General features: G+C 54.2%; 21 protein-coding genes and 6 pseudogenes. 12 read left to right on the plus strand and 15 right to left on the minus strand.

All coding sequences use genetic code 11. The features are described from left to right. The first annotated feature begins 33 nt into the window (after positions 1-33). On the plus strand, positions 34-915 hold the full coding sequence (locus C8N45_RS06185) for a glycosyltransferase family 2 protein (protein WP_108385369.1): 882 nt from the start codon (positions 34-36) through the stop codon (positions 913-915). 471 nt (positions 916-1,386) lie between these two features. Here C8N45_RS06185 and C8N45_RS06190 read toward each other — a convergent pair whose 3' ends face one another. Continuing rightward, positions 1,387-2,313, minus strand: coding sequence for a hypothetical protein (locus tag C8N45_RS06190; protein WP_108385370.1), 927 nt, complete (start codon positions 2,311-2,313; stop codon positions 1,387-1,389). Positions 2,314-2,865: 552 nt separating this feature from the next. Here C8N45_RS06190 and htpX point away from each other — a divergent pair. After that, positions 2,866-3,780, plus strand: coding sequence for a zinc metalloprotease HtpX (gene htpX, locus C8N45_RS06200; protein WP_108385751.1), 915 nt, complete (start codon positions 2,866-2,868; stop codon positions 3,778-3,780). Between the two features lie 30 nt (positions 3,781-3,810). On the opposite strand, the gene C8N45_RS06205 is transcribed toward htpX, so the two are convergent. Both C8N45_RS06205 and C8N45_RS24200 read right to left on the minus strand, forming a co-directional pair. Then, complete coding sequence (locus C8N45_RS06205; RefSeq protein ID WP_133175948.1) at positions 3,811-4,158, minus strand: hypothetical protein; 348 nt, start codon at positions 4,156-4,158, stop codon at positions 3,811-3,813. 60 nt (positions 4,159-4,218) lie between these two features. Then, positions 4,219-4,513, minus strand: a pseudogene (locus tag C8N45_RS24200) (transposase family protein); the annotation flags it as partial. Between the two features lie 337 nt (positions 4,514-4,850). Here C8N45_RS24200 and C8N45_RS06215 point away from each other — a divergent pair. Further along, on the plus strand, positions 4,851-5,270 hold the full coding sequence (locus C8N45_RS06215) for a TadE/TadG family type IV pilus assembly protein (protein ID WP_108385373.1): 420 nt from the start codon (positions 4,851-4,853) through the stop codon (positions 5,268-5,270). 1 nt (position 5,271) lies between these two features. Further along, positions 5,272-6,639 (plus strand): TadE/TadG family type IV pilus assembly protein, encoded by a 1,368-nt coding sequence (locus C8N45_RS06220; protein WP_108385374.1) that lies wholly within the window; start codon positions 5,272-5,274, stop codon positions 6,637-6,639. Between the two features lie 95 nt (positions 6,640-6,734). Here C8N45_RS06220 and C8N45_RS23535 read toward each other — a convergent pair. The 11 genes and pseudogenes from C8N45_RS23535 to C8N45_RS06285 form a co-directional block, all read right to left on the minus strand. Beyond that, positions 6,735-7,236 (minus strand): annotated as a pseudogene (locus tag C8N45_RS23535) (ISKra4 family transposase); the annotation flags it as partial. A 33-nt stretch (positions 7,237-7,269) separates the two neighbouring features. Beyond that, positions 7,270-7,386, minus strand: a pseudogene (locus C8N45_RS24075) (hypothetical protein); the annotation flags it as partial. A gap of 65 nt (positions 7,387-7,451) precedes the next feature. Next, positions 7,452-8,100 (minus strand): annotated as a pseudogene (locus C8N45_RS06240) (transposase); the annotation flags it as partial. Between the two features lie 197 nt (positions 8,101-8,297). Beyond that, a complete protein-coding gene (locus C8N45_RS06245) occupies positions 8,298-9,152 on the minus strand; it encodes an ABC transporter permease (RefSeq protein ID WP_108385377.1) in 855 nt (284 codons plus the stop codon). Position 9,153: 1 nt separating this feature from the next. Then, the gene (locus tag C8N45_RS06250) at positions 9,154-10,017 is read right to left on the minus strand and encodes an ABC transporter permease (protein WP_108385378.1); all 864 of its coding nucleotides are present in this window, start codon (positions 10,015-10,017) and stop codon (positions 9,154-9,156) included. 2 nt (positions 10,018-10,019) lie between these two features. Then, positions 10,020-11,123: an ABC transporter ATP-binding protein gene (locus C8N45_RS06255; RefSeq protein WP_108385379.1), complete on the minus strand. Its 1,104-nt coding sequence runs from the start codon at positions 11,121-11,123 to the stop codon at positions 10,020-10,022. A 66-nt stretch (positions 11,124-11,189) separates the two neighbouring features. Beyond that, a complete protein-coding gene (locus C8N45_RS06260) occupies positions 11,190-12,251 on the minus strand; it encodes an extracellular solute-binding protein (RefSeq protein WP_108385380.1) in 1,062 nt (353 codons plus the stop codon). A gap of 596 nt (positions 12,252-12,847) precedes the next feature. Next, on the minus strand, positions 12,848-13,717 hold the full coding sequence (locus C8N45_RS06270) for a carbon-nitrogen hydrolase family protein (protein ID WP_108385382.1): 870 nt from the start codon (positions 13,715-13,717) through the stop codon (positions 12,848-12,850). Continuing rightward, positions 13,714-14,298: a GNAT family N-acetyltransferase gene (locus tag C8N45_RS06275; protein ID WP_108385383.1), complete on the minus strand. Its 585-nt coding sequence runs from the start codon at positions 14,296-14,298 to the stop codon at positions 13,714-13,716. Before C8N45_RS06275 ends, C8N45_RS06270 begins: the two co-directional genes overlap by 4 nt. Beyond that, entirely contained in the window at positions 14,295-14,690 is a 396-nt protein-coding gene (locus C8N45_RS06280; protein ID WP_108385384.1) for a ketosteroid isomerase-related protein, read from the minus strand. Before C8N45_RS06280 ends, C8N45_RS06275 begins: the two co-directional genes overlap by 4 nt. A gap of 45 nt (positions 14,691-14,735) precedes the next feature. Beyond that, positions 14,736-15,317, minus strand: coding sequence for a hemerythrin domain-containing protein (locus C8N45_RS06285; protein ID WP_108385385.1), 582 nt, complete (start codon positions 15,315-15,317; stop codon positions 14,736-14,738). Positions 15,318-15,520: 203 nt separating this feature from the next. Here C8N45_RS06285 and C8N45_RS06290 point away from each other — a divergent pair, with 203 nt between their 5' ends. The 7 genes and pseudogenes from C8N45_RS06290 (at position 15,521) to C8N45_RS06320 (ending at position 21,890) form a co-directional block, all read left to right on the plus strand. Beyond that, positions 15,521-16,057, plus strand: a complete 537-nt coding sequence (locus C8N45_RS06290) for a SixA phosphatase family protein (protein WP_108385386.1) — start codon at positions 15,521-15,523, stop codon at positions 16,055-16,057. A 211-nt stretch (positions 16,058-16,268) separates the two neighbouring features. Then, positions 16,269-16,514 (plus strand): annotated as a pseudogene (locus tag C8N45_RS06295) (IS110 family transposase); the annotation flags it as partial. A gap of 214 nt (positions 16,515-16,728) precedes the next feature. Then, positions 16,729-16,866, plus strand: a pseudogene (locus tag C8N45_RS24205) (IS6 family transposase); the annotation flags it as partial. 281 nt (positions 16,867-17,147) lie between these two features. Beyond that, positions 17,148-18,443, plus strand: a complete 1,296-nt coding sequence (locus tag C8N45_RS06305; RefSeq protein ID WP_108385387.1) for a serine hydrolase domain-containing protein — start codon at positions 17,148-17,150, stop codon at positions 18,441-18,443. Further along, positions 18,443-19,786 carry a mechanosensitive ion channel family protein gene (locus C8N45_RS06310; RefSeq protein WP_245882571.1) on the plus strand — a complete coding sequence of 448 codons (1,344 nt, stop codon included), beginning with the start codon at positions 18,443-18,445 and terminating at the stop codon, positions 19,784-19,786. Before C8N45_RS06305 ends, C8N45_RS06310 begins: the two co-directional genes overlap by 1 nt. Before the next feature lie 86 nt (positions 19,787-19,872). Continuing rightward, entirely contained in the window at positions 19,873-20,379 is a 507-nt protein-coding gene (locus C8N45_RS06315) for a hypothetical protein (RefSeq protein ID WP_108385389.1), read from the plus strand. After that, entirely contained in the window at positions 20,376-21,890 is a 1,515-nt protein-coding gene (locus tag C8N45_RS06320; protein ID WP_108385390.1) for a phospholipase D family protein, read from the plus strand. Before C8N45_RS06315 ends, C8N45_RS06320 begins: the two co-directional genes overlap by 4 nt. 4 nt (positions 21,891-21,894) lie before the next feature. Here the strand turns inward: C8N45_RS06320 and C8N45_RS06325 are convergent, their stop codons facing one another. Beyond that, positions 21,895-23,010 carry an alpha/beta hydrolase gene (locus tag C8N45_RS06325; protein WP_108385391.1) on the minus strand — a complete coding sequence of 372 codons (1,116 nt, stop codon included), beginning with the start codon at positions 23,008-23,010 and terminating at the stop codon, positions 21,895-21,897. Positions 23,011-23,236: 226 nt separating this feature from the next. On the opposite strand from C8N45_RS06325, the gene C8N45_RS06330 reads away from it, so the two are divergent. Further along, the gene (locus tag C8N45_RS06330; protein WP_108385392.1) at positions 23,237-24,907 is read left to right on the plus strand and encodes an alpha/beta hydrolase; all 1,671 of its coding nucleotides are present in this window, start codon (positions 23,237-23,239) and stop codon (positions 24,905-24,907) included. Positions 24,908-24,910: the final 3 nt, after the last annotated feature.

The raw sequence follows: 24,910 nt of genomic DNA on the forward strand, positions 1-24,910 counted from the left end.
CTGCCGCGTGCTTTGGGTGATTGGGGATAAAGAATGCAACATCTGCGGGTCAGTGTCATTATCCCCACCTATGCAGATTGGGACAGGCTCGCCCATTGCCTGTCAGCATTGGAAAAACAGGATTTTCCGGTTGGCGATTTTGAAATCATCGTTGCCAACAACAACAAGAAGCCCGATACCCCATCGGGTCTGGTCTGCCCGTCAAATGTTGTGGTGATCCACGTTGCTACTCCGGGGTCATATGCGGCACGCAATGCTGCGGTCGCGGTATCGAAAGGGGACATACTGGCCTTTACGGACGCGGACTGCATCCCCGATCACAGTTGGCTTTCAGAAGGGGTCAAGGAATTTGACAATAACCCCGATGTTGACCTTGTCGCGGGGGGTGTCCGGTTCATCTGGCAAGGGTCTGCGCCGAACATTGTCGAAACCTACGACAGCATATTTAACCTGCAACAACAGAATTTTGCGCGCAAAGGCGGCGCAGCAACGGCCAATCTTTTCGTGCGACGCGATGTTTTCGACAGATTCGGCCTGTTTGATGAAACCCGCTTTTCGGGCGGCGACATTGATTTCACGAAACGCGCAACATCCGGTGGGGCAAAGCTTGTCTACGCCGAAGATGCGCGCATCAACCATCCGGCGCGGCAGAACCTTGGCGAAGTGATCCGCAAAGCGCGGCGCATGACCGGGGCGGGTATCCTGCAAAAGCGGCAGGAAAAGAAAAACATCATCATCCCGCACCTTGATCGGCTGTTTCCATCGTTCAAGGCAATGAAGAGAATCTACAAATCAGGGAACGCCACGCTTGTTACGGGGGTCGGCGCTTGGCTGGTCTTTTATTTGGTCCAGATCGCGCGGGTTGCAGAGCAGTGTAGGCTGATCTTTTTCAAGAGTAGCTACGAGCGAAAATAGGTTATGTTGTGAAAAATTCAGGTTGCAGTATTTCGGCTATGACCTGAGGCATCAGCTAGCAACTGTATGTTTCATACCGGATGTCGGGCAGCGGATCAGCGGGAGTTTGTGCCGGAACAACAAAAATGTCCGGCGGACATTTTCAGGCGCGAACGGGCGGAGCCGTAAAGCGTTTCGCCTTTGACCTGAGGCATCGGATAAAGGCGAAACGGCCACAACATATGAACGTTACACGGCGTTTGCCGAAAAGCAGTGGATCAGGTTTTTCGCGAAACGCTGTAGGCAAACCCGCAGGCAACGCCCGGCAGTTCATGTCATCGCAAGGCGTGTCAAAATGGGATGAAAATAAAGGACCATGTGACCCAAACGCCGGACAAGGCCTTTTTAAATTTGCGCGCCCTGTCGGAGTGCATTGCGGGCCTTTTCGGAGGTCTGGCGTTCGGCTCGGACCAACGCATCACAACAAAGACCCTACATGGCGCGCCGAAGACCGTTCACGCGGTCGAATTCGCGTGATGCGGCAAGATCAGGTCGTTCGGCACAAAGGACGTTCAGTTTCTCGCGTAACACGGGCAGGTTTTCTTCGTGCCAATTATTCCGATCAGCAAGCCGCTCTGTCAGGCTGGCAATCTGTTTTTGGGTGTCGACCCATGCCAACCGCGCTTGTCTTGTGTGCCGTTCCAGGCGCACGCGTTCTTTTTTTGTTGCTGTTTGTATTGCGCCTCCAAGCCGAGAGATTTCATCCGATAAAGTGCGGGAAGCGTCCTGCAATGCGGCGATGACGTTCGCCGCAGCTTCCCGTTCCTCATGGGCCGTGCGGAGCAATTGTTCAACATGCGCAATCGCATCGCGTTGCGCGATGTCGCGTTGTTCCGCAGGTGTCATCAAGGCCATCCGTATCACGTGCGGCAAGTCGGTCTGTTCTGCAACAAGCCGATGAAGTGGCGTTTCATGGTTCAGTTCCCCGGCCGCAGACAGCAAGAAAATATCATGCAAATCATTGCTGAACTGCCCAAGTGCCAAGGTCCGCAGGATTTGATCTGCTTGCCTTTCCAGTTCATCAAGCTCTTTCAAGGCATCATTTTGCCCTGTTGCCGCCTCCTCTGGGGGTTGATGTTGCGCGATGTAATCTGCATGGTCGTCCGTCTGCGCAAAATACAACAAAATCCCGGTTTTCAGCCGTTCAAAGCGCCATGCGCCTTCGGCATCGTCTTGACCGTAATACAGGTCTTCTATGGCGGTGCTCAATCTGGCCCGCGCACGAAGTGCGCCATCGGTCCGCTCACGAAAAGCATTTTTACCATCACGTTTCAATTCCCCCATAACGGCAAGAAGTTTCGCGCAATGGTTGTCGGGTTCGCGGATGGCAGTTTGGCGATCCACCTGCCAGCCAATCATTCTTTCGTCTGGGTCTGAATGATCTCGCGTCAAAGAAATCGGCAGGCTTTCGATAAGCTGACGAAGTCTTTGTGTTTGGTTCCGTCTGGGATTCTTGTGCATGCTATGTTCCTGTATCCCCCGGGCCCTATCTTGGTCGATCTTGGTAAAGACGACGTAAACAATTGAGGGGAACAGATGGTCATGGAATCACGGTTGCAAGGATCAGACGCACGCTGGTTGACCAAAAATTATGTGCTTGGTCCGGTGGCACCCCAAAATTACAATGAAAACCTTGGAACACCCGTTTTGATAGAAGGTGCGATTTACAGAATCGGCCATGATTACGGCTGGTTTGATTGTGCACAAGCGCCATCATAATGGCATGTATGGCGGAATTGCCGCGCTCTTCAAAACGACAGGGTAAATAGCGGCTTGCGGCCCGTTCCAGCCATCGAGGTTACGCCGATTTCGCGGCCTGATTTGGCAACGCGCTGGGCGTCCACACTTGCACAGGTTGTAACCCTCCCCATATTTCACTCTCAACCTCAGTTCGACGCTTGGATGGGCAATATGGGTTATGTGAAGACAGCAATGCTAATGGCAGCGATGACCGCGCTTTTCATGGGCGTAGGGTACCTGATCGGCGGGTCCGGCGGTGCGGTGATTGCGCTTGTCGTCGCTGCGGCAATGAACGCCTTTACCTGGTGGAATTCGGACCGCATGATCCTGCGTATGCACAACGCACAGCCGGTGATACGCGGCGACCGGATGGGCCTTCATGCGTTGACCGCAGAGCTTGCGAGAAACGCAAATCTGCCCACGCCCAAAGTTTACCTGATCGACACGCCACAACCCAATGCCTTTGCCACTGGCCGCAACCCGGCGAACGCGGCGGTGGCCGTTACAACAGGCCTGATGCGCAACCTGACGCGCGAGGAACTGGCCGGTGTGATCGCCCATGAATTAGCTCACATCCGAAACCATGACACCGCGATCATGACCGTCACGGCAACCTTCGCCGGTGCCATTTCAATGCTGGCCAACTTCGCGCTTTTCTTTGGCGGCTCTCGGGAACGGCTCGGGTTTATCGGCACACTCCTGATGATGTTTCTTGCGCCGATGGCGGCGGCCTTGGTGCAGATGGCGATCAGCCGAACGCGGGAATATGCCGCCGATAAGGCGGGAGCCGAGATTTGCGGCCAGCCGGTTTGGCTGGCTTCGGCACTGGAAAAGATTGCGGTAGGTGCTGCCCGGATTGACAATGACGCCGCCGAACGCAACCCGGCGACGGCGCATATGTTTATTATCAACCCCCTGCACGCGTACAAACGCGATAATCTCTTTGCGACCCATCCCGCGACCGAGAACCGCGTGGCCGCACTGCGCCAAATGGCGTCACGGGGCGGACCATCCTCGGGTGCTGCCGGTCGAATGTTCAATTCCCAAGGTCGTGGTCGCGGCGGGCCATGGGGCTACAACGGCTGAGTCACCGCTTACGTCAGGCTAATAATCCGCCTACGCATCTTGTGAAATCCGGCTGGGGCCAAACATAAAAAAGTGGCGTTCATCCAGAAGAAGGAGGGTAAGCAAGAGGCATACGCATTCCTGACTGAGCATGAGACGCAATTCGCGCATGGTACAGGAAAGCGTCTGATGAAGGCGATGGTTGGGTTGGACGAAGGTCTGTCTGGCTATCAGTTCTCCCGTCTTGGCCATTCGCTGCAATCCGGGTAGTGCCGCAAATTCTTTGGGCCCAGTTGCGGTCGGTTGTTTCTTGGTGCAGGTGCCATGCTTCCATAACGCATTATCATGGTCGTGAAATTGGCCAGTTTCAAAGGCGCGCACCATCCAAAAGCTGATCACGCGACGCTTAATCTGTGGGGCAGGCATACTGGCCGAAGTGGCCGATCATTTGAAAGCACGGACCGCACGCCAGAACCAGTATGACCGGCCCGCGATCTTTACGACGACCTTGTCCAGATGCCAGACAACGCCGAGGCGCGGCTGCCTTCGCCGTAGAATGTGGGCGATCAGGGGTCCGAACTTGACGTTGCAGCGTCGGATCGACTCGTACGAAACGCCCACGCCACGTTCGAGCATCAACTCCTCAGCTTCGCGCAAGCTCAGTTTAGATCGGACGTAAACCTAAACAACATGAGCGATGATCTGGGGAGAAAGGAAACCGGTGGCGTTTGTCGCTGATCTTCTGTGTCTGCATCGACACCGCCTACGCCCGGATCAAGGAACCAGCACACTCAGGCCCGTCAAAGTGACACACCGATGAACCTATTTGGTCCCATAAGCGCTGACGTCAGACAGTGGGCCAGCTTAAATCCCGGCCGAATCAGCGATCATGCTATTGCGATTCACTGGTTCTCACGCTCCCTGCATTGCTATGCTGCGTCACCGTGTTCATGCCCTGTTTAGATACCGTTCATCTACCGTTCACATTGAGTGAATTTTCCAGAAAGTTTGAAGGGAAACCTGATTAATAGCCATAATCGGCCACATTCCTGCCTCAGATTCATAGCCTTCTGGAGGCCAACCTGAGCTAAATGGCGGAAATGATCTTGATACAGAAAAACATTTTGTCAGTGAACAAATTTAAAGACGAAGAAAGCGGCTCAGCTTCAATTGAGTCACTTTTCTGGTTTCCGTTGTTTATGTTCATCCTGATCCTGGTGGCTGATGTGTCATCAATTTATTTGGGCAAGGCACAGGCTCTTAGGGTTATTCAGGATGGCAATCGGGCGTTTTCTGTAGGTCAGTTGGATGATGAGGACACTACCCGTAGTTTCATCAGTGCTTCACTCCAGCCAATTTCGGAAAACGCAACTGTAACGACGACCGCTGCCAACGGGATCGTAACGAGTACTGCAACAATGCCCACAACCGATCTGATGGTGGTAGGAAGCATTCCGGGTATCAACAGTATTGACGTGGTGATTACCGCACAGCATTTCTTGGAGCAATAAAATGGGTTTTGATACTCTTGCAAAGATACGCGCACCACTGAGCCGTTTTCACCGTGATGAGAGCGGCAGCGTGAGCGCATTTGGGCTCGTAATGTTTGTTGGTTTTGCCGCAGTCGGCGCAATCGGGTTGGATGTCAGCAGTGTATACGCCGCACGGACGCATCTGCAAATCGCGGCGGACCAAGCCGCGCACGCGGCGTTGTATAACCGTAGCAACATGGATCCAGTTTCATCCAAGCAACTTGCGATTGATTTGGTGAACAAGACTTTGCCAACCGAGAAATACGGCAAAGCTCTGCGGATCGAAAACATAAAATTTGGTTCATACGACAGTGCCAGCGGAAGTTTCACGGTCGACGATGACTCGACTACTGCCGTAAGGGTGCGTACTAGTTTTCTCTCAGAGAACCAAAACCCGGTCGCCACCTATCTGTTCAAGCTCGTTGGCTATTCATCTTTTGATGTGAGCACAGATGCGATCTATACGACCTATCGGCCCGGCTGCCTCAGAGAAGGTTTCATCGCGCAAGGGATGGTCGATATCCAATCAAATAACTCGTTCACACAAGGCTTTTGCATCCATTCAAACACACTGGTTTCACTGAACAGCAATAACACGTTCGAGGCTGGTACGATCGTTTCGATGCCTGATCTGGACGCTTTGGATCTGCCGAAGTCAGGTTTTGAAACAAACGAAGGTTTGGAAGCGGCGCTTCGCGCGGCGACGATGAACATCCGGATCTTGTCTCGGATTGACAATATGATCTACCGTTACGAAAACCCCGAAGCGACGGATTACCCTGCAGATACCGAGGAATTGCCTGATTACATCACCAATCCTACGGTAATCTCATCTCGGGTGCGTACGATCACAACGGCTGAAATATATGCCTTGGAGTCTGACACTGGCCGTGGTCGGGTTCACAAGATCGACTGCCAGGCCGGAAACACCCTCACAATTGATGCAACTGAGCCCCTGCGGGAAGTGGTCGTTATCTCACCTTGCGAGATCAAGTTCACGGCTGGCAGCGTTCTTGAGGATTCCCGCGTAATTTCTAAGTCCACATCAGCAGACTCTATCAACGCCCCTGCCGGTCTGAGGGTCGGTCGGAATGACAATTGTGGTGACGGCGGAGGTGCGCAACTGATCACAGTCGGTGGAATGCGCTTTCCTGCCGACCTTCAAATCTATGGGTCCCAGCTTATGGCGAAAGGCGACATTTATTTTGCCGCCAACGCAGACGGTGTTCAAGGCGCGTCACTCATAGCCGGTGGTGAGATTAGCGGAACATCCAACATGAACATGGGACTTTGCCTTGGCGGAATGGAAGACAATATCGAAATCGATTACTTCCGACTTGCTTATTAAATGAGGTTAATTCGGCCTTTCCGTGGCTGGGTGTTGTCACTCTAGCGGTCCTGAGGTTGCTGGTTCATTGATCGGGAGTGGGTCAAGCTTGGTAGTCAAGCGGCGAGGTGCGAGACGGAAAGTCTGCCGTCAAGAACTGCGGCCCTTGTGACAGCGACACGATGCGCGACTTGCGGAGACCATCGCATGTTGCCGATGTCGTCGACGCAGCCTTCTGCGCTGGATGACGCGACTGCGAGTCCGTTTCGACATCGGCGACCGTCGTTTACGAGCGCGTCGAAGTTGTTGGAAAGGCAGGAGTACGCACTTTGACCCGTCTGACCGCTTCTCGCACGCCTCTGGTTTCAGGGCGCAAACGATCGCAGTCGATCTCAAGAACCTTGAGGATTGGCGCCGCTGTCATGACCTTGCCATGCCAAAGGTACCAGCATAGCGTTTCCGCTAGTCGCCCAAAGGTTGTTGCAACCCTGCAAATTCGTTCGCTTGCATAATCCCTCGCACGGCAATCTTGATATGCTCGACCCGCATCAAGATATGCCACCAGTCGAGGATGTGGGCGACGGCACCTCGAGCGGCACGCCGCACAAGATGTGGCAGCAGTCCGTACTTGCGTGCGACACCGTTCACCGTCGCGCCCGGCTCCGGAATCTCCGCAACACTCCGCTCCTTCACCTCATCCGGCCACCGCCGTCCACTCGTACGTGATATCCGTACAACCAGACCTCTGAGAAACTCACTCCTTGCCATTGTTCACGCCGTGAACCTCAAATTCGCTCGGCTATCAAAAGGTGGGTGCCACACACCGCATACATACTTTCGCGATAGCCATCAGAAAGGTCTATGATCTCCTTGCGACCCCACTCATCAGCACCTATCAGCACCATAACGCATTGTTTTTCATCAGCTATTTGGGGGCGGAAGTAGACACCATTGGCCCAGATGTAGACGAACCGGCGCGTGCTGGGGTCACAGCGCTGCCAGCGGTCATACTCGTCCCACCAATCAGCTTTGAGCCGCGATATCGTGGTCAAGGACAGCCACGCTGCATTGGGCCCAAAAGTGCGGTAATGCTTCGTGAAAGTCGCCGGTGGGAATACCTTTGAGAAACAGCCAGGACAGCAGTTCTTGGATGGATTTGGCTTTGCGCGGATAGGGCGACAGGATCGTTGACGTGAAGCGGATTTTCTCAGCGCTATCAGCCCGATCCCGCACGCGCGGCACCTTAACCGGCACCGCACCGATCCCGGTGATTACATCGCCTTCAGGCAGGTGACTGTGGCGCACCAGCCGAGCCCGACCATCCTCGGTTCGGTCCCCAGAATGTGTTTCCAGTAACACTGAAAGTTCTGCTTCAACCGCTTGCTGGATCAGCTCACGCGCCCCAGCGCGCAGAATGTCTGTCAAAGGATCAGGTGAAAATCCATGTGGTTTAGGCAGAGTCGTGATGATAGCCTTCGTCATGTGGCATATCCCTTTCTCTATGAGAATTGACGGCGTCTTGAACACCGCCATGATATGCCGCCCCTCAGGGGCCATCACCAAATTCTAGCTATATCTCTGGTCATTCCTTTGGTCTTCAGTCCCGACATTTATTTGATCGGTTTTAGGATGAATCGATGGCTCTTACGTCCATATCTTGCAGATGTCTTCGTAAGGCTTCAGCCTTTTGAGCGTTGAAACAACAGCGAAAGCAGTCCCAGCAAGGCCGAGATGATGATCAGCAATAGCGACACCGCGTTCAACACCGGTGTCGAGCCTTGTTTGAGTTTATCAAACATCGTGATGGTCAGAGGCGAATCTGATCCCACCAGCATTAGGGTTGTGTTGAAATTCTCAAAGCTCATCAGTATCGCCACGACACCCGCGCCGACAATCGCAGGCATCAGGAAGGGCAGGGTGATCTGACGCACTGCGCCCCATTTCGTGGCACCAAGATTTAATGCCGCTTCCTCAAGGCTCAGATCGAATTTCTGCAACCGCGCCGATATGACCAGCGTCGTGAATGTCGTGATAAAGGAAAACTGACCAAGTATCACAAGGATCAAGCCCGGCCGCAGACCGTCAAACCACAGATCGGTGGCATCTTCGAGCGTGTTGGCAACCGAACTGGCAAAAACAAGAATTGATATACCCAAAATCACGCCGGGGATGATCAGCGGCAAGAGCATCAGGATATAAAGAAACCCCTTGCCCCGAAAATCATGCCGCACGAACAGGAACGCATTACAGGTCCCCACTGCCACGGACAGTCCCGCAACCCATGCAGCCACAAAGGCCGATGTGCCAATGGCGCGCAGGATCGATCGTTCGTGAAACACCCCGATGAAAGGGGCATCAGTGCCGAAAAACCACGCCGTGGTAAAGCCTTCCCACGGCAGGGCAGGAAAGACGCTGTTGTGAAAGGCAAACAGGCAAACCACGCTCAGCGGCAGTGCAAGATACACGAAGAACAGCGTCACATAGGCCCTGTAGGACCATTTTATCAGCCGCGCTTGTGGAATTGTCGGAATCATCCTAGCGCCCCATCGTGCTTGACAGCGACTGCCCGGAGAACTTCAGCCCCAGATAGACCACAGCCGAGGACAGGCCGAGCAGCAGAAAGCCGAAAGCGGACCCAAGCTCCCAGTTAAATCGGGTGATAAACTGGCTGTAGATCATGCCCGTAAACCAGAGACTATCCTTGCCGCCCAACAGGATCGGGGTCAGATAGTTGCCCAGCGACAGCATAAAGACCACGATGCAGCCTGAAACGATGCCGGGCATGGCGTGGGGGATTACAATCTCACGCAGAATCGTCAGGCCGTTTCCGCCCAAATCATAACCCGCTTCAATCATGCTATCGTCAAGACTGTCGAGGGTTGTGACCAAAGGGACAATCATGAACAGGATGGAGGTATAGACAAGGCCCACCATGATTGCCGCGTCGTTATACAAGAACTCGACAGGGCCGTTGATCACACCCGCATATTGGAGCGCGTTCGACAGAACACCTGTTTCACGCAGCAAGATCATCCAGCCATAGGTGCGCACCAGTTCCGACACCCAAAACGGGATCATACACATCAGAAAAAGGGTCGTTTTCGTCCGGCCCCGCGTCAATTTCGCGATGTAATAGGCAATCGGAAATCCCAGCAGCAAGGTCAGAACCGTCGTCAGGATCGACATAAAGGCTGTCCGCGCAAACGTCCGCCAGTAAAGCGGTTCATTAAAGAACACCGCGTAATTGCCGAAACCTGTTTCATACTCCCGGATGCCCACCTTTTCGCTGATCGACACAGCAAACAGACCGACATGCGGCAAGATGATGAGCATTACCAGCCATAGCAACAGCGGTGCCAGAAGCAGGTAAAAACCCAGTTTGGATTTGTCTGACGCCATTTTTATGGCTCCACCGGGAAACTGCGGGCCTGATCGGGGTTCCAATGGGCAAAAACCGTATCACCCTTTTGCAATCCAAGGAATGCGCCGGTCTGTGGCAGGGCCACATTCATCGTTTCGCCAGATGTCACATTACGCAAAATGGCAAGGCTGTTGGCACCGTTGAACAGCACACTATCAACGATACGTTCGCTGGTATTGAGGCCATCAGCAACGTCTGGCTTGGTCAGAGAAAGTTGTATTGCTTCCGGGCGGACAAAGATCTGCGTGAGCGTGCCTACTTCGGGTCGCTCCGACGCGGCCCGCGCATGCAGGCTGATACCGCCATCCGTAACAACTGAAACAACAGAGCCGTTTACAGCTGTCACCTTGCCCTCGTACCGGTTTGCGTCACCGACAAAGCCAGCAACAAAAGCGTTTGCAGGTTCGAAATACAGTTCCTTTGCCGTGCCAATCTGGTCAAAACGGCCCTTGTTCATGACTGCAATATTGTCGCTCATCACCAATGCTTCGGACTGGTCATGGGTGATATAGACAAAGGTTGTATTGAATTCCGCCTGAAGCGCTTTGAGCTCGATCTTCATATGCTCGCGCAGTTTCAGATCCAGTGCGCCAAGCGGTTCATCCAACAACAGCACGTCCGGCTCAAGCACCATACAGCGTGCAATGGCAACGCGTTGTTTCTGGCCGCCGGAAAGTTGATCAACACGGCGTTCTTCGATACCGGGTAGGCCGACACGGGCCAGCACACGGGCCACACGCGCGGCAATCTCTGACTTTGGGACGCCACGCTGGCGCAGGCCAAAGCCCACGTTCTCACCGATATTCATCATGGGAAACAGGGCGAGATGCTGAAAAACCATTGACACTGGGCGCTTGTTTGGGCCCACGCCTATCATCGATTTGCCCTTGATCAGAAGATCGCCGCTGGTGGGAAACTGAAACCCCGCAATCATCCGCAACAACGTGGTCTTTCCACAGCCAGAGGGGCCTAGGATCGAAAAGAATGACCCCTGCGGCACATCAAAACTGACGTGATCGACCGCGCGGAAATTCTTGAAATCTTTGGTCAGCATCTTGCATTCAAGATCAGCGGTCGCAGTCATTCAATTGGCTCTTTATCAATAAAAAGGAGGGCACTTATTGCGCCCTCCTTTCGTGTCATAGTTACTTTAGTTGGCCGCGTTGATCCGGTCCAGCGTTGCACCTTCCAGTGCTTCCAGACCTGCGGGCACGGGTGGATACCATTTGATATTGTCGATGGCAGCCTGATCAAAACTCGCCTGATAGCGGGCTTTCAGATCAGCACTGACACCTGCATCGCCACCCACAGCTGCTGTGAAGTTGCCGGCGGTGTTGGTGATCATCGCCGCGATATCCGGCCGCATAGCAAAGTTGATCCAATCGTAGGCCGCGTCATCCGCACGTCCGCGGGCAGGCAGAACGAATGTGTCGATCCAACCAAGCGCACCTGATGCGGGTGCAACGAAGGTGATATCAGGATCATCAGCATTCAGCTGCCAGCCGCCTGTGTCCCACGCCATGGAAGCAACAACTTCGCCCGAACGCAGCAGGCTTTTGATCTCGTCGCCACCATCCCAATAGGTTTTGACGTTGGCCTTGCACTCGGTCAACTTGGCTTCGACCTGATCGAGGATCGCCTGATATGCATCCGTGTCGCTGTAGGCTGCAAACGGATCAAGACCCATCGCATACCCAAATCCGATCAGCGTCGGGCGCTTCAGGCGGTAAGACACCTTGCCCGCGACGGAGGCATCGCAAAGGTCGGTGTAATCGGTAACGTCACCTGCTTGGGCGGTATTGACCACCAGGCCGCTTGTGCCCCAGACGTGTGGCAGGCCGTAAACTTCGCCGTCAAAGGTCGTGTTGGCGGCAGTGGCGGTCAACATTGACGGGATAAATTGCGCAGCGTCGATGCGAGTCATGTCAATCGGCTTGTAGATGCCGAATTCTTCCTGCGCGCTGGTGATCCTGTCCTGGCTGGGCTGGGCCAGATCAAAGCCACCACCGTTCGTCGCACGCAATTTGGCGATCATTTCTTCGTTGTTCGAGGTTGTGACTTCGACGGTGTGGCCGGTTTCGGCCTCAAACATCGCGATAACTTCTTCGGGCGCATATCCACCCCATGTCAAAAGGCGTAGCGTATCAGCCGATGCCGAAGTTGCTGATAGCGCCGCGATCAGCATTGTTGTCGGGATTAATCTAGTTTCCATAAAAATATTCCGTTCCAGAGAGTTGTGATGATCGGCATTAAGACGATGACGATAAGAAATGTCCATAGTGGTGAAATATGAACCGCGGGTGACAACATGCTGGAAAAATCATGCTGTTCTGCCAGTCAGAAATTACATGTTCTGATGGCTTTGACCCGGAACTTAACAACTGATGTATTCCAGAATGGCATGCGCCGGGGCCATGCTTTTTCGACTGGCCCCTCTATGTGACGCCACGCTGGCAAACAAAACCCATCCGCGCGCGCACCAAACAGAAACCCGCTTTTGTCACCTGTTTGGGAATGTTGCGACAATCATGCCAGTTCGGATCCGTCAAAAACCTTGGATAAGCATGTCGATTGCGGCGGTGATCTTTTCAAATTCTTCATCAAGTCTACCAACTGAAGCCGAGAGAATGCCAGTGGGAACCGTCGCCAAAATTTCGTCACCATAACAACTGGCGCATCATCGGGTTCAAGCGTCAGAACCCATTCATCTGAGCGGCCTTTTGCGAACATTGGGATCAGGTAAGCTTTGACCCTGACTATGGCGACCTGCCACTGGCATTTTCGCACCGATGGTGGAAGCGGAAAAATTCAACTGATCTTGACTGTTTGCACCTGTGATCGGGTCAACTGTTCTGGCCAATGCGCCAGATTAAGAACCTGCCCGTCGCGCCGCACGGCATGGATCGCTGCAAGGTCCACTTCAGCGCGGGTCCAGCCCGGCCGGTCGAGCGTCGCTTCAGCCATAATCCCGGTTGCCGGAAATCCGTGATCCGGCGGGCCAAAGATACCTGCCGCCCCGACATTTTCATCCACCGCAGGCGACCAGTCCACATTGCCTGTTGTCGGGGACTGCACGGTGATGCACTGCCCCTCAAGTGCGCGGGCCATGGCCCCGATGCGGACACGCGCAAATCCATGCGCGCTGTCAGTACAGGATGGCACCAGAATAATCTCTGCCCCGGCGGCGATGACGGCCTGCGCCAAAAGCGGAAATTCGGCGTCATAACAGATGAGCACGGCAATCCGGCCAAGCGCTGTCTCAAAAAGCTGCAAGGCGCCGCCCGAACTTATATCCCAGATTTCACGCTCAAACCGGGTCATGATCTGCTTGTCCTGATACCCCATCACCCCTTCCGGCGCAAAAAGACGGGCGCGGTTCACCACGCCGTCAGCGGTCACCACGGGGGCGGATGCCGCCAGAATATGGCAGCCATGTGTTGATGCCAAAGCGGCATGTAGCGCGTCCGCCTCTGACACTCGTTCACTGACTGCCGCGATCGACGCCTGCAAATCACCTGCAACCGCTGCCCCGGCGAAGGACGCCAGTTCCATCCCGCCATATTCGGGGAAAACAAGTAGGTCTGCCTCGGCCGTTTCGACCCAATGCGACAATTTATCCACGTAGCTTTGCCAACTGTCATGCCAGTCAATCGGATAGGTGGCGGCGGCAATTTTCATAGGTCTCGCATCCAGAATTGCAATGTGTGCGCTGTCTCTTCATCGTCCCCCACGTCCTTCCAGTCAAAGGTCGCCTTGACCTCGGCCAGCGGGGCATAGCCGCGTTTTTTCCAGAACCCGTCCAAAGGACGATATTCGGCAGGGCGGGCGGGGTGGTCAGCTGGCCGCTCTACCGCACAAAAACAGACGTGTTTTGCACCAAGGCCGCGCGCCTGCGCTTCGCGTAGATCAAAGAACTTGTGGCCGATCCCCTGCCCGCGATACTGCGGCAACAACAGGCTTTCTGCACAATAGAAAATTGTGTCCAGCGCATAGCCGCGCTGTCGGAATGGCAGGCCAAAAGCTTCTTCGTGATCCGTCATCGGCAGGCCAGTGGAGGCACCGATCAGGCGGTCACCATCATAGGCTGCGGCCACAATCGCAGCGGGACTGTCCACATAGGACTGCAAATAGGACATTTCATAATCCAGATCGCCATCATACAAATATGGAAAGGCGCGAAAAACCGTGATCCGCAGCGCCGCCAGTTCCGGTACAACCGGGGCAATGGCGGCACCCTGCAATGCGACGACCCGGATCATCCTGCGACCTGAGCAATCCAGTCGGACAGGTTATAATAAGTGGTGACGCGGGTGATCTTTCCGTCTTTGAGCGCAAAGAATGCGCCCCCCGGCAACTTGTATGTCTGACCATTGGCAGGGGGAAGGCCATCATCATCTGCCAGATAGGCCCCGTTCACCGTAAATTCCGCAGCCGCCCTGTCGCCTTCGACGAAAATGACAATGTCGGTCAGGGTTTCCTTGTAACAGGCGGTCATATGCGCGCTGAATTCGCGAAACGCATCAATCCCGTGACGCACGCTGCCTTCATTGACATGATGTGCCACATCGCTGGCCAACAAGGCGCACATAGCGTCTGTATCGCCACGATTGAACGCATCGTAGTAGGCTGTGATAATTTCTTTGGTTGTCATGATTTGCCCCCCAAGTTTTGCGGGTATCCATATCCCAAGCGGTCGTCAGATCCCACCAAGATAATAACCGATGGCTTCGGCTAGTTCGGTTTCCTCATAGCCGAAATGGGAGCGCACGATTTCTTCCATCTTGCGGAAGGTGGCCGCAGCCTGCGCGAAATTTTCCTCTGAGGGATCGCTGGTCAACGCATCGGCCGCGTTGCCAAGGCGGATAATCAACTCATGCACAACCTCATGCTCGGCCTTCAGCTTGGCCACGATTTCGCGGAACTTGCCACCACCAGCTGCCTCGACTCTGGGAAACATGTCGGCGCCTTCGATGTCGTGGTGAAACTTGAGCACCTGACATTCGCGCCCGCAAAGCGAGCCGAACGCCTGCAGGTTCTCAGCCATGTCGAGCGAAAGCACGATGCGTTTCAGGTTCTCGGGGGGTGAGTCTCCCGCTTCGATCCGGGCCAGAACTGCACCAATCTGGCCCATCTCCATCAAATAATGGCGATGTATCGCAGCCAATTGCCGACCCTGCCGGCGGTGCAAATCCGTTGCCTCCGGCACAGGCGGCGCCTTGGGTCGCGCAGCTTCGTTCAGGTCGAGGTCGTCCAGCGGATATGTCGAAAGATCAGTCATAAGGGTGAGATAGCAGCTTGCAGCAAATGTCCAACCGCGAAATGGTTACTTTTGATGTTGATTGCATCATTTCTGCGTCTTAGCCCAACCGGCGCCAAAATTGGTTGCCGCGCTGCGCCGCAGTATCAGGGTGCCAGACCACAAGAAACGCCCAGCGGATCGCCTTGGCTTGACGCGAGCGCCGTCTGCCATACTTCCAAAATATGAGATTTTTAACAATCCTTCTGCTTCTCATGCCCGACGTCGGACAGGCCAACGATTGGGATGCTTTTTCGGAACCCGGAGCGATTGCCATCATGCGACATGCGCTCGCTCCGGGTATCGGCGATCCGCCTGAATTCACGATTGACGATTGTGATACGCAGCGCAATCTGGATGAACGCGGTCGCGCGCAAGCGACGGCGATCGGTGCGGCATTGCGTGAAAAGGGTATCAGCTTTGATGTCGTTTTCACCAGCCAATGGTGCCGAACACGCGAGACCGCAGAGCTACTTGAGATCGGCCCTGTAACGGCAGCGCCCTCTCTCAATTCCTTCTTTGCGGATTTCTCGACCCAAGATCAGCAAACGGCAGAGACCAACGCACTCATCGCCGAAACGGACGATCGTTTGATGCTTGTTACCCATCAGGTCAATATCTCGGCACTTACAGGGCAGGGCACGCGTTCAGGCGAAGTCCTTATTATCCGGCCAACTGTAAATGGCGTGCAGGTATTGGGCAGTATCCTGATCCAGCCATAGGTCTGCAGAGTGACTGACCGCGGCGGGGGTAAAATATCATCATGGCGCCGCAAATTGATAATCAAGTCTTTCAAATGCTGCATGTTTCATGAATGTGAGCAGACCAATTCTTGGGTTGGCGAAAATCTCGGTTGGCTTGTTGTCGACTGCATCGCCCAGTGACCACCTACACCGACAATCGACATTGATGATGTGACCGCCCCCCGACGGCATCTTTGTGCCAAGGTCGGGTTTTTTGCGCAAGAAGCTGCGACGAGCGCAGGTGCCGGCTTTTTTCGAGGAACTGCTGCTCTGCGTTGTGGCAATGGAAGCTTGCGGCGGCACTCATTACTGGGGTCGCGAAATAGGCAAACTGGGCCATGAGGTTCGCCTGATCCCGCCTGCATATGTGAAGCCCTTCGTCAAACGCCAGAAGAATGACATGGCTGATGCCGAAGCGATCTGTGAAGCGGCGGCGTGACCGACGATGCCGTTCGTGCCCGTAAAGAGCGCGGAAACGCAGGGCGCGGATCGTCTGGGCCTTGATGGCCATCGGCGGTGTCTACCGCGCGGCGCTGGCCCGCAAAGAGGGCTGGGTCTGAGCAGGCAAACGTCGCCAAGCGGCGCGTCAGGGCGCCGCTTCTGAATTCTCGGGTTTCCGATGAGCATGGCAAGGATCAACTTTGCGAAGATTGCAGCGCTTCGTCTCCATGCAGTCCGCAATCCGCAATTGCTACTCCGTACCAGCCCGCCGTCGTTCCTCTCTCACAACACGCCACTATCGGATCGAAGCATTCGAGGTGTGGAAATCCGCAGCAGATGTCGCATGATCAAGCACCGGCGAGCCAACTTCCAAACCCGGCGAGTTAACTTGACAACACCAGGCAGCGTCGTCGTTGGTGTAACGGATGCGCATTTGGCGGACGATATTTTTTCTTGAATATTGCCGCATTTTGAGTCGTTATAATTCCTTAACGCGTTGTGGTTTCAGCCTCTTTCCTCGGCGAAGGCAGCAAAAATGTTGCCGGTAACTGCGCACCAAGATAGACAGGAGTATTTGTAAATGCCGTATTCAACTACTAAATTTATCGGCCTGACAGCGGGGGTAATAATGGCAGCAATGTCGCCAACGGGTGCAGTTTCGCAATCTGTTCCGCTCACCGCACAGGAATCGGATCCCAACGTGATGGGCTGGATGCAGGGGTTTCCGCCACCAGCCGACAAGTTAATCACCCAACCTGACAGCGTCTACTTCAGCTTTCCAAGGCTGCGTTGGTCAGTTTGTCACCTGCGCGAGCTTCTGCCCTCTGAAGAAATCAGTCGCGGTATTGGTGCGCCAGTCCCGCTGACCTATCCGTCGCCTTCTGACTTTGCCGAGATGCGCGCGCAGATCGACGCTCTTACATTCATGCCCCAGAACAGCGACACCGAGATGACTTGGGAAGAGTCCCTTTATGCCAACTACACCGACGGCATGCTGATCATGCATAAAGGTGAGGTTGTCTATGAACGCTACTTTGGCTGCCTGGAGGAAGACGGCAAGCACGCCATCATGTCGATGACTAAGTCCTTCACCGGTCTTCTTGCCGAAATCATGGTTGTTGAAGGCGCACTTGATGACACTGCTTTGGTCAGCGAAGTCATTCCGGAGATCGGCGACAGTGCCTTTGCTTCGGCGACTGTCCGTCAGGTCATGGATATGACGACAGGCGTGAAATACTCCGAGAACTACTCTGATCCCAACGCTGATATCTGGGTCTACTCTGCCGCGGCAAGCCCGCTGCCCAAGCCTGCGGACTACGAAGGGCCGAATGGGTACTGGGAATACCTGCAGCAGGTCGAGCCTGAAGGCAATCACGGGGACGAGTTCCACTACAAGACGATCAATTCTGACATGCTCGGTTGGATCATCAGCCGCGTGGCGGGGAAATCGGTGACCGAGCTCGCATCCGAGCGACTGTGGCGTCGGATGGGTGTCGAACAGGACGCTTATCAATTGGTCGATGGCAATGGCGTACCATTCGCTGGTGGCGGTATCTCGGCTGGATTGAGGGATCTGGGGCGGTTAGGGCAATTGATGCTCAACGAGGGTGAGCTGAATGGCGAACGCCTGTTCCCTGCCGAGGTCGCGCAAAACATCAGTGCAGGTGGCGATCGGTCAAAGTTTGGGACCGGCTTCCCGACATTTGGCGCCGGTAGCTACACCAGCCAGTGGTGGGTCTTCCACAATGATCATGGTGCATATGCCGCCCGCGGTGTGCATGGGCAGACAATCTATGTCGATCCAACTGCTGAGATGGTTCTCGTACGTTTGTCATCATTCCCGCAGGCTCCGAATGGGCTGATCGACCCGACTTCTCTTCCAGCTTACCAAGCTGTTGCGGAGTTCTTGATGTCGCAGAAGTGATGGCAGCGGCAACCGTAAGAAATGGCAGCCTATCGAATGTTGCCATAATGCGTGCAGGCCAGTTCGGCCTGTACGCCCTGCTTTTTGCGATTGTCGTTTGGTTCGGCAGCGCGGCCAGTGCACAAACAACCGAACCAAGCACGCAGGACATCCTACCGGCGCCAGAGCTTCTCAATCCCGACGTTCCTACGGATGAATTTGCGCATCAGCTAATCCCTCTTACAAAAGTGGAACTTGAACCGCTCGCGGTTGCTTGGCTTGGCATTGTACGTGCTACGACTGCCGAAATTGCCGACCGCCAAGTCGCCGTTATTCGTGAACCAGACGCCGCCACAGATGAAACCTATCAGGAAATTGGAGATTTGGTCGCGCGGCGTGCTGGCTTGTTTGAACGATTTACGATGGTCGTGAACGCACTGGAAAGCAAAGGCGGCCAACCAGAACAGATTGCAGAGTTCCGGGCGTATCGCGACTCTGTTTTGTTTAACGAAACCATACTTGCCAATCCGAAGGCTATTGCTTTAGCCCTCCTGAATTGGCTGACAGAGGCAGATGGTGGAATCGCGATCGCCTTGAACTTCGGCATCGTTGTTCTTGCGTTTCTGGCATTATTGTTCGTTTCACGTGCTGTTCAGGGTCTTGCGCGGCGCTGGTTCAGACGCATTCCAAATATGTCTAAGCTTCTTGAGGCATTCTTGGTTGGTGTCGTCTATTGGATCGTCGTGGCGATCGGACTGCTTTTGGTTCTGGCTGCAGTTGGTTTGAACGTGACGCCGCTTTTTGCAATGATTGGCGGGGCGTCATTCATATTGGCCTTTGCTTTTCAAGACACGCTGGGGAATCTCGCCAGCGGCCTTATGATCATGATAAACCGCCCCTTCGACGAAGATGACTACGTCTTGGTTGGTGGTGTGGGCGGAACAGTAAAATCGGTAAGCATCGTCGCAACAACTGTGGCGACCCCGGACAACAAACTCATTGTAATTCCAAACAAGAATGTCTGGGGAAATGTGATTACCAACGTCACCGCGAGTTATAAGCGACGGGTAGATCTGGTCTTTGGCATTTCGTATCAGGATTCAATTCCCGAGGCCAAACGAGTTATGGAGACCGTGTTGCAAGGTCATCCCTTGGTTCTGGATGATCCTGAACCCGTCATTCAGGTTCATGAACTGGGCAATAGCTCTGTGAACTTGATTTGTCGTCCTTGGACCAGAACTGTCGATTATTGGACCGTCTACTGGGAATTGACGCACCAGATGAAGGAAGCTTTCGACGAAGCAGGTATTTCGATCCCGTTTCCACAGCGCGATGTGCACATCAAAACGCCCCAGACGAATTGATACCGCTGTAAATTCCAAGGAGGATATTTTGGGCAAGAGAGAATACACAGTGATAAGGAAAGAGTCTTTCTTTGTGAGTGGCGCTTATGGCTGACGAAACTTTGCAGGCCGATTCCGGATTGCAGCGCTTGGATAAGGCGGCATTTGGCATCATATATGGCGCGATCATGGTTCTCAGCATCCTGCTGGCTGCGGGTGATCATCCAGATGCACCAATGAAAACCGCAGCAGTGCTTTTTGGATCTGTTTTGGCAATCACTCTGGCAAAAGCATTTGCGGAACTCATGTCGCATGCGCTTCAAACCAAAGAGCGCGTAACGCGGTTGGCGTGGCGAGCCGCCTGGCATCATAGCAGTCCTACGCTGGCCGTGGCGAATGTTCCGACGCTCTTGTTTCTTGCTGCCGCCCTCGGATGGTTGAGTGCGCAAAGCGCTATAGTGCTTTCACAAAGCCTTTGTGTTGCGCTGCTTGTCATTCTTGGGTCACGGGTTGGCTGGGTCATCGATGGGCGGATCATGCCAGCGGTACTGGGTGGCCTATTTGCAGGCTCAGCAGGCTTGGCGCTCGCTATTTTGAAACTGTTGATCCATTGAGGATATTACGCGCAATCCTGCATGCGGCATTTGCGATTTCTCTCATTGGATGCACCTATGTGCCCTTTGACGTGCAGCGCGAAGACACAGTGGCAATCTCGCCCGAAGGCACCAGAGCTGCTTTAACAGCCAAGCGTCTGTCCGGTGGTGGTCAAGGACAGGTCGTTCTGGCGCCGTTGGCGGATGGAAACGACGCGCTTGGTGCGCGACTAGGCATGATTGAATCCGCCGAACAGTCCATAGATATCAAGACCTTCCTGATCAAACCAGACATTGCTGGCACATTGATTTGGCTCAAACTCTATGAGGCGGCTGAACGTGGTGTGCGTGTGCGGCTGCTTTATGATGACGTGTTTACCAGCGCCACTGACGACCAGATTGCAACGCTTGATACCCACCCCAATGTCGAAATCCGTGTTTTTAATCCCCTGTCCCGGAACAGCATCACGGCTGTCAATTTCTTGCTTGATTTCCGACGAGTGAACCGACGGATGCATAACAAGGCATTCATCACCGACGGGTCATTGGCAATTATTGGCGGTCGGAACATTGCAGATGAGTATTTTCAGATCGGGATAGATCACGAATTCGCAGATTTCGATCTTTTCGTCGCCGGGCAACCCGTGCGCGAACTATCTTCTGCGTTTGATTTGTATTGGAACGATCCTTGGACGGTGCCACTTTCGTCATTCGCATCGTCAAACGATTTGCCCGTTGCCCGAGCACTACAGTCTTTTCGGGAAAGGGCTGACACTGACGAAGCCGAGATTTACCAACGCGCAATCGCGTCTCGCTATCTCTCTGACCTTAGGGAAGGGCGCGCGCCTTTGTTTGCCGGCTATGCGCGGGTCGTGGTTGATGATCCGGCCAAACTCCGCACACCTCCAGCGGTCGGCCCTTTTACAGTCGGCAACGCCCTTCTGCAAACGATCAATCTGGCACAGCACGACGTTCTTGTAATGACGCCATACTTCGTGCCCGAGGAATACGGAGCATCATTCTTCGAACACCTGGTCGATCGGGGAGTCAGGGTGCGCATTGCGACAAATTCGCTTGCTTCAACCAATCACGCCTATGTTCATGGCGCTTATGCGCGGTACCGCGACCAGTTAGCGGCGGCTGGCGTTGAATTCATCGAAGCGCGTGCGGATGCCGCGATCCTGACAGGTTCTGCCAATGCGTCGCTTACAATGCACACAAAGCTGGTGATCGTAGATGACCGGTATCTTTTTGTCGGTTCGCCAAACTTTGATCCCAGATCCATACGTCAAAACGCCGAAGTCGGCATGGTTATAGATAGCCCCGATCTGGCCTTGAGCATTCGAGAGCGGGTCGATGAAATCGCCAAGGACTTTGCTTTTCGTTATGAGATTAGTCCAAACGGGGCAGCTACATGGCGCTATGACGGCACACAGCAGCAAGAGGTCTTTACGTGGGAACCTCTGGCGGGCTTTTGGCCTTCCTTTATCGCGACCGTGACGGGCCTACTGCCTATCGAAAGCCAGCTTTAGCGGCTTACTCGGCGTTTTCCTCTTCCGGTGCCCGAAGCATCCAAAGGTTTGCCCCGGCAGAAACAAGATTAGGACGCAGCGCGGCAGCTGCACCTTTCTTCAACAACTGGTTCAGGTCATCTCCCAATGCTGGGCTGTAAATGTGATAAAGATGGCCGGTCAGATCCCAAATTGGAAGGCCGCTGAGGTCGACAACCTCGACACCATTGAGGATGGATACATCGTTGCCTGCTTCGCCCAACCTTGGATACCCGTGCAGTTGTTCTGAAAGTGCCAGCGCCCGGTCGCCTTCGGTCACATAGACAGTAATACCGCGCGCAATCGGTCGGATACGCGCGAGAATTCTGGCGAAAATCTCAAAATCCATGTCGGGTGCCAACAAGACAATTTCTCCCAGCCGGATATCTGGGTACCTATTTGCCACCTCGTAAAGAGCGAGCACAACGCCTCGCGCGCCAAGGCTATGGCCTACAACATTGACTTGGTCAGTGCCGAAAAGACCATATAAACTCAGGATAACCTCTGCCAGATCCGGCACGCTCCAGTATAGATCGGACTCATCACGGGTATAGTTGGTCACTGCCCCGTCGGATGGCCAACTAAACCATAAAAGCTGACCGTTCAGATCAGCATTTTCCCGAAGCAAAAGCGCGCGGCGGCACCCCTTCTCGAAACTGATATTGAAGCCATGCACATAGAGCACAGGTTGTTGTGACCCAAGGTTATGAACTAAGGCCTCCAGTAAAGCGTCTTGGCTCACTTCTGTAACCTGCTCGACGCGCAGGAATTCTTCCCTGATGAAACCTGGCGCAGAGTCTGCAAGCGACCCAAGTGCTGACAAATCAAGACTGCGGACTTCGCACTGTCCCGCCTTTAGATCACTGCGTCTATCACCGAAATAGCGCTCGGGGATTGAAGACCCCGTTCGATTGCGAAGCGTAAGAAATGGTATTTGGGCGTTTTCGAGTTGTTGCTCCTGCGCACGCAGCACTGAGGGACTGATAACGGCACATGTAACCAGCAGTGTGAGAACAAGAAAACATTGGGCTACAGCGTTTCGCGAAAAACCTGATCCACAGCTTTTCGGGAAACGCTTTAGGTAGATCGATAGAAAGCGCATGTTCAGTCCCTGATTTTGTCACCTAGATTGTGCTGGTATTTCGCTGGACTGTCTATTGATGTTCCGGTGTTCCTCTTGGCGCCATTCGGCTTTGTCGAACGCGGGGGGACTTAGTAGTGCCAGCATTGCGCATTGCGCCGAAATCAGTTGCTAAATGTGTTCAATTGCAAAACACTAGACCAATATTGTGGTGAAATCGGACTAGCCTTAGGGGGACATCTGTAGCATGAGTATTTTTGCGAGAATGATCGGTCCCTTCTCAATTCCGTGTTTTCTAATCGGCGTCCTGTTTTTTGCGGCATCGCTCACGCCATCACTCATTCCCCGCGATCCAGACGTACAAGGTATTCTGGGCGGACTGGTCACTGCTCTTGGCTATCTATTGGGGCAGGTGGTGGCGCTTTTTTGGCGGGCCCTGGACATGCCGGGCCTGCCGAGGCGTCTAGACCGGAGCATAACCTTCATTGCGACCGCCTTGATTGTCGTCTTCTTCGTGTGGGTGTTGAACTCGAGCCTGACATGGCAAAATGACTTGCGCGAAAAGATGGGCATGTCTCCGGCCGCTGCCCTGAACCTAGTCAGGATCCTTGTCATTGCGACGCTGGTGTTTGCTCTAGCTTTTGCCATCGGGCGGATCGTGGCGTCGTTTTTCCGCCTTGTGCGCGCACGACTTTATCGGGTGATGCCGCCACGACGGGCAAATGTGGTAGGATTCTTGGTGGTTGCTGTCCTTTTGGTCGTCGTCACGCGGGATGGAATTCTTGATGGTGTGATTGCAGGACTTGATACCAGTTATGAGACAGCACAAGCCTTGTTTGACGACGCGCCGCCACCGCCAACCGATGCCGGGAAAACCGGTAGCAGTGCATCGCTGATCGATTGGTCAGGTATTGGCACACCAGGGCGCGATTTCATCATGTCGGGGCCGGATGCAGCTGCAATTTCTGCATTTACAGGACGACAAGCGCTGGAGCCAATCCGTGTCTATGTCGGACGAGCGAACGGGGATACTCCGATTCAAAGGGCAGAACTAGCGCTTGAAGAACTCAAGCGGCAAGGTGCCTTTGAAAGAAGCGTTCTGATTATCACGAGCCCCACGGGCACGGGTTGGATGGACCCTGGCTCGCACGATCCGGTTGAATACATGCATAATGGCGACATCGCGACTGTTGCAGCACAGTATTCATATCTTCAATCACCTTTGGCGCTGGTTCTTGAAACCAATACAGGCCTCGAACAGGCCACAGCCTTGCAGGATGTGGTGCATGGGTACTGGAAGACGCTGCCCGAGGATGCACGACCCCGTCTTTACGTACATGGCCTCAGCCTGGGCGCTTGGTCCTCAATGCATGCGACGAATCTTTTCCGTTTGTTGGACGATCCAATTGACGGCGCCTTCTGGGCGGGCCCGCCATTTCCCTCTGACTTCTGGAACTATGTCCAGAACCAACGTTCCACTGGCAGTCCCTGGGTCTTGCCCAAGATCGGCGACGGATCACTGATACGCTATGCTTCGCATACTGCGGACGCCTCCGAAGCGGCAGCCGAGTGGGGCGATATGCGGATCGTCTTTCTCCAGTACTCCAGCGATCCGGTTGTCTTCTACGACCCTGCCTCAGTCTGGCGCGCACCACCTTGGATGCGTGATCCGCCAGCGGAAGACATGTCTGAGCATTTCATCTTCATGCCCGTCGTGTCACACTTTCAACTGGCGCTGGATATGGCCCTGTCATTTGGATCACCGCCAGGGCACGGGCACGCCTATTACGCACAGGACTACATTGGTCCATGGATCCAAGTGACAGATCCCGAAGGATGGACGGACAGCGAAACCACAAGACTGAGATCGCATTGCAACATCGGATTTCAGTTCGGGTGTTCAAAAGGGCTGCCGTAAGTG

The sequence above is a fragment of the Yoonia sediminilitoris genome, assembly GCF_003058085.1.
GTDB classification, from domain to species: Bacteria; Pseudomonadota; Alphaproteobacteria; order Rhodobacterales; family Rhodobacteraceae; genus Yoonia; species Yoonia sediminilitoris.